The organism is Pedobacter mendelii (assembly GCF_014635725.1).
Classification (GTDB): domain Bacteria; phylum Bacteroidota; class Bacteroidia; order Sphingobacteriales; family Sphingobacteriaceae; genus Pedobacter; species Pedobacter mendelii.
The window spans coordinates 12328-27534 of sequence record NZ_BMDJ01000007.1; the positions used below are offsets into that span (position 1 = coordinate 12328).

General features: G+C 32.2%; 13 protein-coding genes. 4 read left to right on the plus strand and 9 right to left on the minus strand.

Translation table 11 applies throughout. The annotated features are described in order from the left end of the window. Positions 1–5: 5 nt before the first annotated feature. Entirely contained in the window at positions 6–1349 is a 1344-nt protein-coding gene (locus IEV50_RS12740) for an exopolysaccharide biosynthesis polyprenyl glycosylphosphotransferase (protein WP_229746734.1), read from the plus strand. Here the strand turns inward: IEV50_RS12740 and IEV50_RS12745 are convergent. From IEV50_RS12745 to IEV50_RS12785, 9 genes are all read right to left on the minus strand, one after another. Beyond that, entirely contained in the window at positions 1324–2490 is a 1167-nt protein-coding gene (locus IEV50_RS12745) for a glycosyltransferase (RefSeq protein ID WP_188414912.1), read from the minus strand. The two genes, IEV50_RS12740 and IEV50_RS12745, sit on opposite strands and share 26 nt — an antisense overlap. Beyond that, complete coding sequence (locus tag IEV50_RS12750) at positions 2490–3416, minus strand: glycosyltransferase family A protein (protein WP_188414914.1); 927 nt, start codon at positions 3414–3416, stop codon at positions 2490–2492. Before IEV50_RS12750 ends, IEV50_RS12745 begins: the two co-directional genes overlap by 1 nt. Next, positions 3413–4261, minus strand: coding sequence for a glycosyltransferase family 2 protein (locus IEV50_RS12755; protein ID WP_188414916.1), 849 nt, complete (start codon positions 4259–4261; stop codon positions 3413–3415). Before IEV50_RS12755 ends, IEV50_RS12750 begins: the two co-directional genes overlap by 4 nt. Positions 4262–4263: 2 nt before the next feature. Next, entirely contained in the window at positions 4264–5310 is a 1047-nt protein-coding gene (locus IEV50_RS12760; RefSeq protein ID WP_188414918.1) for a hypothetical protein, read from the minus strand. 2 nt (positions 5311–5312) lie between these two features. Next, positions 5313–6536, minus strand: coding sequence for an O-antigen ligase family protein (locus IEV50_RS12765; protein ID WP_188414920.1), 1224 nt, complete (start codon positions 6534–6536; stop codon positions 5313–5315). 74 nt (positions 6537–6610) lie between these two features. Then, positions 6611–7375, minus strand: coding sequence for a glycosyltransferase (locus IEV50_RS12770; protein WP_188414922.1), 765 nt, complete (start codon positions 7373–7375; stop codon positions 6611–6613). A gap of 6 nt (positions 7376–7381) precedes the next feature. Continuing rightward, positions 7382–8929 (minus strand): lipopolysaccharide biosynthesis protein, encoded by a 1548-nt coding sequence (locus IEV50_RS12775; RefSeq protein WP_188414924.1) that lies wholly within the window; start codon positions 8927–8929, stop codon positions 7382–7384. A gap of 11 nt (positions 8930–8940) precedes the next feature. Then, positions 8941–11253 carry a GumC family protein gene (locus tag IEV50_RS12780; RefSeq protein WP_188414926.1) on the minus strand — a complete coding sequence of 771 codons (2313 nt, stop codon included), beginning with the start codon at positions 11251–11253 and terminating at the stop codon, positions 8941–8943. Between the two features lie 3 nt (positions 11254–11256). After that, complete coding sequence (locus IEV50_RS12785) at positions 11257–12066, minus strand: polysaccharide biosynthesis/export family protein (protein ID WP_188414928.1); 810 nt, start codon at positions 12064–12066, stop codon at positions 11257–11259. 203 nt (positions 12067–12269) lie between these two features. Between IEV50_RS12785 and IEV50_RS12790 the strand changes: the two genes are divergently transcribed. From IEV50_RS12790 to IEV50_RS12800, 3 genes are all read left to right on the plus strand, one after another. After that, entirely contained in the window at positions 12270–13835 is a 1566-nt protein-coding gene (locus IEV50_RS12790; protein WP_188414930.1) for a right-handed parallel beta-helix repeat-containing protein, read from the plus strand. Between the two features lie 161 nt (positions 13836–13996). After that, the gene (locus tag IEV50_RS12795) at positions 13997–14464 is read left to right on the plus strand and encodes an OmpA family protein (protein ID WP_188414932.1); all 468 of its coding nucleotides are present in this window, start codon (positions 13997–13999) and stop codon (positions 14462–14464) included. A gap of 158 nt (positions 14465–14622) precedes the next feature. Then, a complete protein-coding gene (locus IEV50_RS12800) occupies positions 14623–14895 on the plus strand; it encodes a hypothetical protein (RefSeq protein ID WP_188414934.1) in 273 nt (90 codons plus the stop codon). Positions 14896–15207 lie beyond the last annotated feature (312 nt).

Genomic DNA, 15207 nt, shown 5'->3' on the forward strand with positions numbered 1-15207 from the left:
TAATTATGGACCTTGTAACCCTTAATATACTCTTTATATTGCCGCTTTTTTTATTCGAGAAAAATCCTGAGTCTGATCTAAAAGATTTAATAATCCTGAATCTTGTTTCAAATATAATTTGGCTATTAAGTTCATATCTTTTAGCAGCTTATGTAATTTATAAACAAGTTAACTTGCGGATTTTAGCCCGCAGGACTTTAATATCCTTTGCAATTTTTGGGAGTCTTGTATCCATTTTTGTTTATTTAGCTAATTTTTCAAAAGCAAACTACTTAATTTTAACAATAGTTTTTGGCTTTGGCCTTATCTTGCTCATTACAAGGTTAACCCTTATCTGTTATGTTCTTTACACCAGATCAAACAGTAAATTTTTTCAAAAAATAATTATAATCGGGTACAACGAAACAGCAAACAATCTCATTAATTCTTTCTCATCCACACAAAGTAATTTGCGATGTCTTGGCTGTTTTGATGATATTGAGCTGGATGCAAATACTACAAATTTTCAATATTTGGGCAGAATTGATGAAAGTCTTGATTTTGCAGTGGAAAATAAAATTGCTGAAATTTATTGCACACTATCACCAGAAAAATCCCCATATCTGTACGAACTTGCAGAAACTGCTGAGAAACAATTTATAAGATTTAGGTTTGTTCCTAATATATATGAATTTCTAAACAGAAAGGCACATTTAGATTTTGTTGACGAAATACCAGTGTTTTCTTTAAGATCTGAACCAATGAATTACGCAACTGCCCAGATTAAAAAGCGAATCTTTGATATTGTGATTAGCACTTTGGTCATACTTTTCATACTATCATGGTTGCTTCCATTATTGGCAATTATAATTAAGTTAGATTCGCAAGGTCCTGTATTTTTTAGGCAACAAAGAGGTGGCAAAAACAATAAAGGTTTTTCATGCATTAAGTTACGCACTCTTTCTCACGTAATTTCATCAGATGCTACGGTACAAGTTAAGCAGGGCGACAGCAGATTAACCAAGGTGGGTAGTTTTTTAAGAAAAACGAATTTAGATGAACTACCACAATTCTTTAATGTTTTAATGGGAAACATGTCTGTTGTGGGTGCCAGACCACACATGCTTCAACACGACGTTAGATTTGCCGGTTTAGAAAACAGGTATATAATACGTATGTTATCAAAACCTGGTGTAACAGGATGGGCACAAATAAATGGATTAAGAGGAGAAATTAAAGAAACATTTCAATTAACAAAGCGAATAGAGCATGACATTTGGTATATCGAAAACTGGGATACCTGGCTCGATTTAAAGATTATTTGGCTAACTATTCAGAAGATGGTTATTGGCGATAAAAATGCGTACTAATAACTTTCTTATAAATTGAATGAAGTTCTTGGTAGTTGGCTTTGGGACTGAATTTATCATTGTAAGTTTCCAGAGCTAACTTTTTTAAACTGTTTTTTTTTGCTAATGATAGATTATCAAAGTAATTTATTTTCTCTCTCAAATCAAGAAAATTACCTGGCTCGAAAGTTAAACCGTTCTGGTTATTTAATACTATATTTTTTATATCTCCAAGTTCAGAGGCAATTACCGGAACTCCTTTCGAAAAAGATTCTGAAAGCACCATTCCAAAAGTCTCAAACCACTCTGATGGAAAAATCAAAGCTTCAGCATTTTCCAGTAGTTTTGATACATCAGTTGATGACTTTTGCCCCAAAAACTCTATGTTTATACTTTTTTGACAAGTATCTAAAACAGCATTTTCTAAAGGTCCGGAGCCAATAATTTTTAAGTTTATTGATTGATCTAGAAAAGCTTTAAGCAAGGTATTAATGCCTTTTTCTTCAGTTAATCGCCCGATAAAAATAAAATATTTACCAGTTATTTTTTTTTCTAATGTTTTTAAATAAGTAAAATTTGGTTTTACAACCAATTTATCTTTAAACGCTTTAAAATGGCTTTCCGAAAATAAATGCAAAGAGTGGTTACCTAAAAGTATAAACTTATCAACTATATTAAGCGTGTTTATTTTTTGATGAAAATAGTTAGATAATGCAAGCCAAAAAGTTAAAACTCTTGAGTTTTTATAAACTCCTTTTTTAACTGCTAACCAAGGAAAACCAGGTTGTAATGAATCAATAAATAATTTTCCGTTAAAATATAGACTACCAGATGGACATAGAAACCTATAATTATGCAGTGTCATAACTATTGGTATTTTAAGATTTTTCGCTGCATATAAAACCGATAGTGAAGCTCCGAAATGGAGATTATGTATATGAATAATATCTGGTTTGAAATGCCGAATAAACTTTTTAGTTTTAAAATAGGCGAATAAATTAAAAGGCATTAAAATAAGTTTGATGAAGCTAGAATTGCTATTATCAAATTTCAATAATTCCACTTCATGCCCATTTTCATGCAGAAGTTTCATTTCATTTTCTACAACAATATCTTCACCACCCTGAAGTTTGTAGAAGGTATGAATTATTAAAATTCTCATTAATTGGCGCTTTTAACGGTATTTGTAAGTTTTATAAACTCATTTTTTAGTTTTCTGATAACCAAGGTATGATAAGCGTATGGCGCTTTAATCTGTAATTGCAATTCTGCAACTATGTTTGTAGCCGGCGTAAATTTAAAAGTTCTTTGTATGCCATTATCAATTGGAGTAATTAAATAATTTACCCCCGATGTATTTGTCGATTCCTCATCAAACCCAATATTGCTAACTTTAGATAATTTTGGATAGATGACCTTTAATCTATTTTCAGCAACATGAGTTTGCATTTGAATATCCCAGGTAGAAATTGTTCCTTTAATTTGTTTTTTCAGCATCCTTACCAAATCAAAACCTTCAGCATTAAGCCGTTTTTTAAACCCGGGTGAATTATGCATCAAGTTATTCAGATCGTTTTCATCCCAAATAATATTTGTAAAACGATTGCCCCAACCACCCCAACCATAAGAGCAAAATCTTTTATATACAATTGTGTCGTAAATATAATTTGGTGCTTTAATTGGAAAAACATAAGCAGTTACACAAAATACACTTTGTTCGTCTTTATAAAACTCCAACGCATCTGTAAGAAATTTTAAGTAATTTGAGCTAACAATAAGGTCGTCTTCAACGATGATGAATCGTTCATAATTTTCGCTCAAAAAAGTTAAACCTTTTCTAAAGTTTGGCCCGGTACTTAAATTATGTTCACGGTAATGCTTAATGATATTTCTAAATCCATCAAGATTATCGATATATTGGCGAACTTCTTTTACAGGTGTATCATCGGAACCTATTTTCGGGCCATCGCTAAAGAAAACGATATCCATATTTTTGCATTCTGGGTTTTTTAATAGTGCATCTATGCACCTTTTTAATTTACTAACCCTGTTGTAACAAAATACGCCAATGATTATAGAGTTTTTCATGAATTACTGGGTTTAAATTTACGCCAAATAAAAGGGAAGAGTGTTTTAAGCCAAATTTTTATACTAACCTCTAAACGATGACCAGGAAAATGAGTGGAAATGAAACCCATGTATTCTTTGTAAGCCAAACCTTTAGGGCTTTTTAGGTGAGCAATACGTTGCTTTAAATTGCGCTTGATTTTGAATTCATCGTCAAGATTGTCATCTACACAAAAACCTAAAACTCCAGGAACAACAACCGTTTTGATGCCCTCTTTTCCTGCTCTTAAAGTGTAATCAAAATCAGCTATGCTATGAGTGAAATTAGCAGAAAGAATTCCAATTTTATTTACTACTGATGCAGGAACAAGCATTATATTAGCATTTGCCATATCGCATACCAAATACTCTGTTTCGCTAAAAACGTTATAACACTGAACTTTACCGGCAGTATATAATTTATGCCCACCATAGGTAATTTTATTCTTGAGATTATCCATCGTACTGCCTATTAAAATGGCATCTTCATTTTTGATGGAGAAATAGGTTAATAATCGGGTGATGCAATTTTTAACAAGCAGGGTGTCATCATTTAAAAGCAAGTAAAAATCTGGCTTACTTTTAATCGCTTTTTTCCAAGAATTTCTCATACCACCAGCCCAGAATAAGTTACCTGTTCCCTTAAAGATATTTACAGAAGGGAATTGAGCCTTCAACACCATTGCTGTTCCATCTGTAGAATTATCGTCAGTGAGGAAAACATTAAATTTTACATCCGAATTAGTCTCTTGTTCGAAAAGACTTTTTAGGCACGAAAGTGTTTTATCTTTTCTATTAAATGTTGCTAAAAGCACTGCTATTTCCATATTTAACTTTTTGATAAAATTTTCTTAACCCGTTTACTTATCGCTCTGAAATAACTTAAAACGTAATATTTAAAATACCCTTTTAGATTTAAATTAGGAATGCCTAAAAGTTTTTTTACAGCATCCATATATTTCTGATGAGAGATATTTTGTCCATAATTTGGTAGTTTCTTTATTAGCTCATTATAGAGTTCATATAAACCGTAAGTCTTTTCGGCGGGCAGATGCCAAATAGCAACATTAACATCGGTAGGTTCAACATTTCTGTAAAATACCGGATTAGTCCATATTCGCTTCAAAAAAACTTTGCTTTTACTTGCTTGGAAATTATTTTTAAAATAGATAAAACTTAAAGTTTGTGCTTCTTCGTTAAATTTCGGCTGACCTTTATGGTATCTTTCTATAAGCTTCGGCCAAAGCACTATAAAATCATTATATATAATATTTATGTTTTTAACGCTGGCTAGAAAAAACTCACCTAAATGGTATCCGGGAACTATGTCAATATCAGAATCCAATAAATCCTCGTAAAGTAGTTTCATGTCTTTTCTACTCAAGCCATGGATAACCAAATCGGTGCTGCAATCATCTTCGAAAGAAGTAAAACCTTTTGGTGTAGCATTTCTAAAAAGCGATTCTACAGGCTGAGTAAAGATACAATCTGAATCAAGAATAAGATATTGGTCATCATGATTCAGATTATTTTGAGAAATATATTCAAGTATAGAAAATTCGTAAAACTGATTTTGAAATAAATTAAAATAACCTTTTGGTGTTTTGTAATTAAAATCGGTAAATATAACTTCAACTTCTAAATCTTTGAGACTGTCCTCTACACTTCTTCCATCTAAACTAGGCAGTGTTTTATTATTACTAAAAAGTATATGTTTTTGCTTTTTATTAAACCGCTTACTTGTGGCAAAAAACAATAAAATACACCGCCAGTAAATATTTTGGTGTTTCTGGCTCGAAGATTTCTCTCCGGTTTGGGGATAAATACTTTCTTCCCCAACTGCATCAGTACATATCCAGGTGCATATATAATCCATAGTTAGTTTAGCTTTATCTGCTCTGCAGATGTTGTTTGGGTTATAATTATATGTTCTGGTTTTTCAAATTCTTCATTTTCTGGTCTTGCTTCGAGATAATAAAAGCATAGGCCAACCATGCCCCAAAAAATTAGTGGGAGTACATAGCTGAATGAAAATATTAGCCCAGCAAGTGAGAAAGCGATAAGAATAATAGATTTTTGATCTAAATTTTTACTAAAAGATTTATAAGCTAGATAAACCAGATAAAAATATTTTAATATCAAACCAAAAAAACCATGATAGAAAAGCATTTCCATAAAACCCTCGTGAAAGTGTTGCCCGGTTTTTTCGGGCCACCAATCTACCAGTGGGTTCTTCATTTCAAAGCCTTCAAATGTCCAACCGAAAAATGGCCGTTCTAAAACCATCGGAAAATAAACCTGACGCTGGTCTGCACGAAATTTGCCTGTTCCATCTTCCTTGGCAGGATCTAAAATTTCACTAAATCTGTCAGAGAAAAATTCTAAAGTTCCAGGAAATGCCTGAGAAACCACAAATGCAACTAAGGCAATAAGTATTAATCCACTTAAAAAAGTTTTTACAACCCTTGATATTGGAGTGAGGTTATTTCTTAAACTCATAAAGAAATAAACACACATGGAAAAAATACCACTTGCCCAAACAGACCTATGTTGATGAATTACAATAACCGTTATGCAAAATAAGAAAAGTAAAAGATTTGTGATTTTACCGTGTTTTAAAAATTGATTGAAATACCACAATAGGGGAACAATCATCATAAATATAGAACGGGCGTGTATAATTCTGCTATCACCAGAAAATGGACCATAATCGACCATTTCTACTTGCTCTAAACTAAATGAAAATGTTCTCCCATAGATGAGCATGAAAACGATATATAGCACAATATAAAATTGAGCAATCAATTCTAAAATATCGAAATTATAGGTGCGACAGATGTATTTGATGAAAATTGTGAAGGCGATAGGGAAAAGTATGGTAAATAAAGTAAGTTGCTGAAAGATTGTTCCATAATCTAACATAGATTCGAAAATCATCTTTACAATTATAATGCTCAATAAACCAATGTAAATCTTTTCACTAAACTTTAATTTATTAAATTTATAAAGCACGAATCCAAAAATAACAAGACTTAAAATTTTCTCATACATCAGTACAATGTTCGAGATTGGCATAATCAACCATGAGAATATATTTTCCATAAGGAAAAAGGTAAAAAAAAGTAATAAAATTTCTTTTACCTCAAATTCATACTTCGATATTCTAATTACATAGTTCATTGAAATATACTTCTTGCTCTTCTTATCACTTTAGGGAAAATATGGGTAAGTTGAAGTGCATTTAATAATTGATTCAACATAATTGTTTTTACACATTTCCGATTATCTTCCCATTTGATTGGGCGCTCGCCTTTTAAGTACATACTTTGAAAAATATCTTCCTTTTCTGGAATAATTGCCCTGTAAATTTCAGCCTTCTTATCTACAAGTTCTTTATTGATGTACCCAAGATGTTTGATTCTAAAGTTCGTGTTACTTTTTAACCCTTTTATACCTTTCACATTGGGCGAATCAATAATTAAATCTTGAAAATATCCAGATTTATTTTCTCTCCACATTAATCTATCATGGCCGGCAGAATAATTTAAGCGGTACCATGAACCTGCAAAATGTGTTCTATCCATAAAATGAAAACGACGGAATGCAAATTTATTGACAAACCTGTTTTTCATTAATTCATCAAAATGTGCTCTGGTTAATTGCGGCTCAAAAATTTCATCAATATCAATCCACAAACACCAATCTGGGTTTCTTAAGCGAACATGCTGATATAAAAGATTTTTATCTCGCCCTTCATTATAGCCCTCTGTTTGTATTATATCAACAACTTTAGGGTGCTTTTTTAAAATTTCAAGCGTCCCATCAGTTGAGCCATTATCTAGCACAACAATTTCATCTGCCAGCTTTTCAAAACAGTTTAACCATTCTTCAGCGAAGAAAACACCATCTTTAACACGCAACATGATAACGAATTTTGGCATATTTTATTAAGGATTATTTGAAAGTTCTTGTTTATCGAATCGTTTCGAAAAAATACTCGAAAACTTATTCTGTATTGTGTATTTTAAATCTTTATCGAATATTAATAGCAGGATTATAAAAACTACTGTAAAACTTATCCCATTTAAAAGAAGGCTAACAATTCTCATACCTCCCGGAATAATTAAATTAAAACCATAGGTTATTCCCAAACTGAAAAGTGCTGAAAGCGGAATGATTAAAAGCCATTTCTTTAATATATCACCAATAAATTTTGAATTTAAAAAGCCAAGTTTATTCAGGCGATAACTGAATAATAAAAAGTCTACAGTTATGCTAACAAAAAGCATTACTACCAGTAAACCAATTAAGCCAAAATGCTTACTAGCGATATAATATAATAGGCCTGAGACGATTCCTTTAATAATGGTTATGAAACTATTCATCTTAATATCACCTAAGGCATAGCCCATATTAGACATAAAGTAACCTATAAGCGTAAAAAAGAAACTTCCTACCAATAAGAACACAACAGAATTTCCAGCGTATTTACCAACTCCAGTCCAAATTGTAATCAGATTTTCGTAGTTGGTTATAAAGCAAAAGCCAATAAATATTGCGGCGTAAGAGTAGTATTTAAACTGGGTGTAAATTAATGTTTTAATCTCTGCAACGTTTCCTTTTCCATTGGCGTGAGAAATTAAGGGCATTAAAGCAACAGAATGACGACCAATAAGAGACTGTGTCATTTGAATAGGTCGCTTATTAATTTCGAAAATTGTAATCATTGAAGGAGCAACAAATCTTGCCAATACAATCATATCCAAGCTTGCCGAAAACCCACCAATAATCCGAGAAAAGGATGTAAATGAAAATATTTTAACAAACTTTTTAAGATGCTCCAGTTGGAATATTATTTTAAGGTGCTCGCGTTTTAGCTGTTTCTTAAGTGCCGAATAATTATAAATATTGATGTAAAATGCACGACAAAGGTTTGCAAAAGCAATTGATATTACGCCGTAGCCTAAGTAAAGCAAAACGACATTTGATATCAAAAAAATGAAATTACCTGATAGCGAACCAATTGCCACTTGTGCTGAGTTTTGAAGCCCTTGATTTATCCCTGATAAACTAAACGAAACTAAAGACATTCCAGTTGCAATTATTGATATTAAAAGCGCAACCTGTAAACCTTCGTATTGCGAAACATCTTTATTAATTATTGCACCAATTAAAAAGAAAAACGCAATGCCAGCAACAATTGCCAGTAACAAAATAAAAAGAGAGGTTACTATACCAGACCCTATGGTTAAATTTATTTCTTCAGGTTGATTTTGTCCTCTTAATTGTGCAATTTTCTGCTGTAAAACGTCTCCAACTCCAGGATCTGCCAAAGTCATCCATGCAAGAATATTTCCAGTAGCCAACCAAACGCCTAAAGTAGATGCATCAATTTTATGCAGATAAATGGGTAATAGAATTAAGGCGTTAAAGATATTAGTTATCACATATCCATACTGAAAAATAAAATTCCATTTTAATATGTTTCTATCCATTAAAAATTTTATTATTCAATTAATTTTTGGTCATAAGTTCCACCATAAACCATACCTGAACCGTAGCCGTAACCGTAGTTGTTTTTACCAAACCCACGTTGTGCAACAGCATTAAATACTATTGCAGGGTTTGGAAGATTGTTGAGCCTTATATTTTCATCAATTCTTTCTACAAAAACCTTTGGTGTGTATGCATGTCTCACCACAAATAAGGTTGCATCACAAATTGGCGCTAATATATAAGCATCAGAAACGGGACCTACAGGAGGTACATCTACAATAATAAAATCAAAATCTACTTCTAAATAATTTAGTAACTGTTCAGCTTTTCCGTTTAGAATTAATTCTGCTGGATCTGCAGGTAATTTACCGGTTAAGAGTACTGATAAGTTTTCATTTATTAAAGATGGCTGAATAATATCTGCTTCAGTAGCTTTACCTTCCAGATATTCGGAGATACCAATGGTTTGTTTCAAATTAAACTTATGATGTAAAGTCGGGTGGTTTAAATCGAAATCTAGTAAAGCAACTTTCTTACCTGTCATGGCCAGGGTGACTGCTAAATTTGATGCCACAAAACTTTTACCCTCACCCGCTATGGCCGATGTAACCATCACTCTCTTATTTTTTTTCCCGATACCCAAAAAATGCAAAGTTGTTCTCAAGCTTCGGAATTGTTCTGCAATAAGGGTTCTCTGCTGGCTACCTATTACAATATAATTTTTTGATGAGTTTGCACTAATTTCGGCGATGACCGACAAAGATGTAAGCGACTTAATTTCACTTTGAAACATCACATTTCTTCGCATACCTTCTTTAACAGATACGAAAGCAATACCTAAAATTCCTGCACCAAAGATAGAGGCTAATAAAACCATTTTTCGCTTTGGACTTACCGGAAACTCAGATGATTCAGCTTTGCTAATAACTTTACTATCAGATCCATTAGTAATGTAAGATAATGCTGTTTCTTCTTTCTTTTGAAGTAAAAAGGTATATATTCCGCTTTTTATTTGTTGCTGCCTATTAATGTCTACTAAATTCCGTTCAGTTTCTGGCATAGATTGCAGAACAGAAGAATAATTATTTGTGGTACCAGATAAATTGTTTCTACTTGCGGAGAGGCTATTTCGTTGATTTTTCAGATTTTGTAAAATTTGTGGTTTAATCTTGTTTATCTGATCAGTATAAGCAACAACCATTGGGTTATTTTCTCCAGTGGTTTTACGCAAACTTTCTGCAGTAAGCTGTAATTCATATATATCTTTAACCATTTGGGATAAGCCCGGATCATTAATTCCAGCTGTTGATGGAACGATACCGCCAGTCAAATCTCTTGATTTTACATAACTTTCTACCTGATTAAGAACAGATAGTTGCATATTTATTTCTCCGACTTTTTGATCATTAACACTTACATTTTCCAAATATAATTTCCCCTGTGTGCCTAAATCAATGGCTCCGGTTTTAGACCTGTAGTTTTGAAGTTTGCTTTCAATGTCTAGAAGTTCTTTCTCTACAGACATTAGCCTTTTATTTATAAATTCTTGGGTATTTGCAGCCAATAAGTTATGTTCCTCAATAGCCGATGAGCTGTACACATGCAAAATGTCGTTAAGAATATCTTCTGCCCTATACTTATCCTGATCTAAAAGCGAAACATTTAGTATCGTGGAAAGTTTATTCGCTTCAGTAACCTTAATATTTTGAACAATTGAGGCAACAACTTTTTTTGGTGATGTAAGCGTAAAGCTAAACTTGTCGCCATCAACGGTTTTGTAAGCCGGATTTAACCTAAACATTAAAATTGCGTATGGCATTTTTAGCCATCTATCGAACGGATATTTTTTTCCATCAATTACCACATTATCTTTTTCTATTGTAAAAGTTGTATTCTTTAATGGAATTAAAGAATTTGGATTTTGTACAATAATTTTTAAAGGTGCAGCTTTATACATTACAACATCAGATAATCTTTCTTTTTTAAAAACCGATGAGTATAACCCTAAATCTTCAACAACTTTGTAAACTATTGGGTTTGATATTATAACTTCTCGCTCATTATCTACAGTTTGTTTTGTATTAAGTGTCGAAGCCATCGGGTCGCTAGATTTTAAAGCATCATCAACTTTTCGCTCATTAATTAAAATTCTGGCATTGGCCTCATAAATTGGAGGAGTAATTTTGAGATAAATTAAGCTTCCAATTATTGCGATAATAAATAATCCTACAAATAAAGGCCAATAAGGCAAAAGCCTAAAAATAATGTGGCCTTTTGATTCGCCGGGCGCTCTTGGTTCCGAAAGTTTTCTTGTAATATTCATAATTTATTTCGCAATACGATCAATAATTATCGCACCAAAAGAAAGTGCGCTTAATAAAATTGGAATAAGCGTTGAACTTCTTGTTGAACTGGCAACTTTTGCCTTATTAGCTTCAACGTAAACAATATCGTTTGATTTGAGGTAGTAATAATCTGAAGTAAATATTTCGCTAGTGTTTAAGTTAACTCTCTTGATTTTTTTCACACCATCCTCTTCTCTAATAATCATAACATTATCCTTTTTACCATAAATAGTGATATCACCAGCTAAGCCTAACGCTTCTAGTAATGATATTTTTTCACTTGGTACATTGACTACAGATGGTCGGCCTACTTCGCCTAAAACAGAAACTTTAAAATTTAACTGTCTAACAATAACGATAGGATCAACAAGTAATTTTTTATTCAACAGTTCAGTAGTAATTTTCTCACGAAGTTCATTTGTTGTTAATCCGGTAATTTTCATAGTACCCAAAACAGGAAACTGTATATTTCCTTCGTTACTTACCAAATAACCTGGCGATTGTAGATTGGCACCTGTAACACTACTTGTGCTAACATAAGAGTTATTAGGCTTATTAAATATTTCGGTAGCAACAGGGTTTAAACTTGTTACAGCAATGCTCAAAATATCGTTAGGTTGAATCACATTTTTAGAAGATAAATTACTTGCTTTTAAAACTGCATCTTGCTGGTTATTAAAATAAACTGTATTCTTGGTACTTGAGCAGGAACTTATAATTACTGAGCATAGAAACAAAAAAATGAAAAATGGCTGCGAACTGTTAACAAAACCCTTAAAAATTTTATGCATAATATATTTTTTAATTAATTTATAATCAGATAGTTATATTTTTTTTATATTTAAAAAATTAAACTACTTTTCATGATATAACACGACTTCCTAATATTGTATACGTTTTTTTTAACGTCTTAGTTTTAATACAACACGGAAATAATTTGTATATTTTTTTTAAAATTAATAATATCAGTTTTATCTAATTCATCAAACAAGTTATGAAGAAGTTATCGGTCATTGCCTGTTCATTAATTATCTTGCTTTCTTGCACGAAATCTTCTTCGATACCTAACAAAAAATCTCCAGTTAATGAGGATGAACTAATAAATCATCCTTTTTACTTATACAATCTTAAAGGCGATGGAATGTCTGATGACACTGGAGGTTTGCAGAAACTTATCTTAGATTCAACTAATATTTATCTAAAGGCTGGTGTTTATATTATTAACCAAACACTTAGATTTAAGGCAAGTACAAAAATTTACGGCGAAAACGGCACAGTTATTAAAGCAGGCAAAGAAATGAAGGGTGACTTGTTGGAACATGGTCGTTATATCCTTGTAGAAAAATCAGACAATTCCCTGATTAGAAACATTACATTTAGCCAGTCTGAAAATCTTTATAAATTTAAGGAGTGGGCCAATTCTTGCATTTTTGTTTTAAATACAAGAAATTTTACCGTGCAGAATTGCATTTTCAATTTTCATTTAAGTTATCAATCACTTGGCATGGAAGCCGTTTGGATTTCAGGTATAGCATCCAAAAACAACATAATAAAAGCTAATGAAATAAATACTTTAAGCATTCGCTATGCAGAAGATGGCGCCGATTCCACAACTGTTGAAAGTAATGTTATAAATAAATCCTACTCTAATGCGCTAACATCAACAGGTAATCATATATCTGATTTTATTTCGGGATGTAAAGTTTTAAATAATAAGGTTTTAAATGCCGGCAGAATGGGTATAGAAGATTGGGGAAATACAGAGGGTACGATTATTAGAGGTAACTCCATTTCCGGCACAGGAAAAGATCCAAAACAGGCGATGGATGGAATCGCTTTATCGGCTGTTGGAAAAAATACAACAGTTTCCAATAATATAATTACCGATGGTAAAATATACGGCATTGAAGTAAGAGGTAATTACGGAGTGAACGTAACCGGTAACCAAATTTATACTGCAAGTAATACTACCGGAATTATATTAAACTTTACCTTTTTACCGCCTGAGGCTAACCTACCGCAGGCCATTGTAGATAATAATAAAATTACGGATGCATTTATCGGGTTACACATTTTTGGAGACTATGAAGCAAAAGTCACGATAAATAAAAATTCGTTTATCAATAATGCAAGTAAGAGTATCAGCATAGAATCGGGCGCTAAGAATTTCCTCATTACTTCTAAAAACAATAATTTTAGTTTTTCGGTTCCAAATACTCAAGATAGATTTGCTTTGTTCAGTTACACAAAATTTGAACCTGGAAATGCACATCAACAATTGATAATGAATACAGACACAATTAACTTTTTACCATCGTCTGCAGCTGGAAAAGGCGTGGATTTTGGCGTGGTAATAAGAACTGACAATACACGCTTAGAAAAAATCCGAATTAATGCGCATTTCAGTAAAAATTCTAATAACATCCCTGTTAATGCAATTACCGCTTTCGGCGCTAAACCAAACGGTCTTCAGCTATATAATAATTTTGTTTCGGGCGGGATTGTAGACTTAAATGGCTTCGTAAACCCTAAACTCCTAGATAATAATTTCGTGCAATAAATAATACAAATATGGGTATTTATGAGTAGAAAGTACGTTTTCAGTTTTTGATGTGTTATCTTCATCACAAATAAGTACAACCTATACGTTTACGTTAGAACATTTTGACAGTCAGCTTGTTATTGATTTAATTTTCAATATTAACTATAAAAATCAAATGTATGAAGACTCAAATTATTGCCTTGTCAGCAGTTGTGATTTTATTCTTATCTGTAAACGCAACTAAAGCCACTAAAAGTGCTAAAGAAATTAAAGCAAAAACTACAAGTGTAAGTGCAATAGCTCTTGCAGATTTAACAAAAAATTTAGAGTATGATTTTGATAAGCCTGCTGTTCGGGATGCTTATTACAAGAAGCTCGATGAATTAGCAAAAGCAGTAATTGATGATAATTATGCCGTTTCTCTTAAAGGGCATGCTGATGCTATCGGGGCTTATAAATACAACTGGGTTTTATCAGATAAAAGAGCTGTAACGGTGAAAAAATACTTAATTAGCAAAGGAGTTAAAGAAAGCAGAGTGATTACAACACCTTTCGGCAGCACAGTTCCTATCGCTTCGAATGCGACTCCAGAAGGCAGACAAAAGAACAGAAGGGTAGAAATTGGTTTGAAAAAAATCGGTGATTAATCTATCATTCAAGAGAGGCATCTATGCCTCTCTTGAACTTTATAAATAAAGATATTAATCATCTGAAATTTGAACATGCGTCGTAGTAGCTCTAGTTAACAAACTCCATAAAGCTATAAACTAAATCTGCTGAAACTTTCATTTCGTAATTAATAACTATGAAAGAGATAATTGAAAAACAGAAAGTCAATAGCTTCCTTAACAAATTGCAATTGGAATGGCCGAATTTTATCGATCATTACAACCTTAAAACCGATTCATTAGCATTTATATATCTTCAAGATGAAGAAAACCCCAAAGAGTTTTTGAAACACTTATTTCCAAAAATGATGTTGTTTGTAGATTTTGAAGTTTACTTGGAGTTAATGATATTAAATCTTGATGGGCAGGGAGATAGACTTATTTATATTAATGGACAATCTGCAGCGTAAATTCAACTATATAACTTAATATCTCTAATAGAGTGCTTAGAATATTTTTCGACTGGTTAACTAATAATATTTTGCAGTAATTTTATGAAAAAATAGCATTAGGTAAAGGTTTTCATTGGCGGATAAACTACACAGTGTGAATATCAAATCTAAAAGAGATCTTGATTTTCTTAAAATAAGAAATTTAGATCTAAAAGTATAATAACTATGACTGGTTTATCCAGTTACCTGTATTAATCCGTCTCAAAAAACGAATAAATAAAGATAAATTCAACCTGCCATTCAGCCAGAAGGATTAAGGTTGTTTAATTT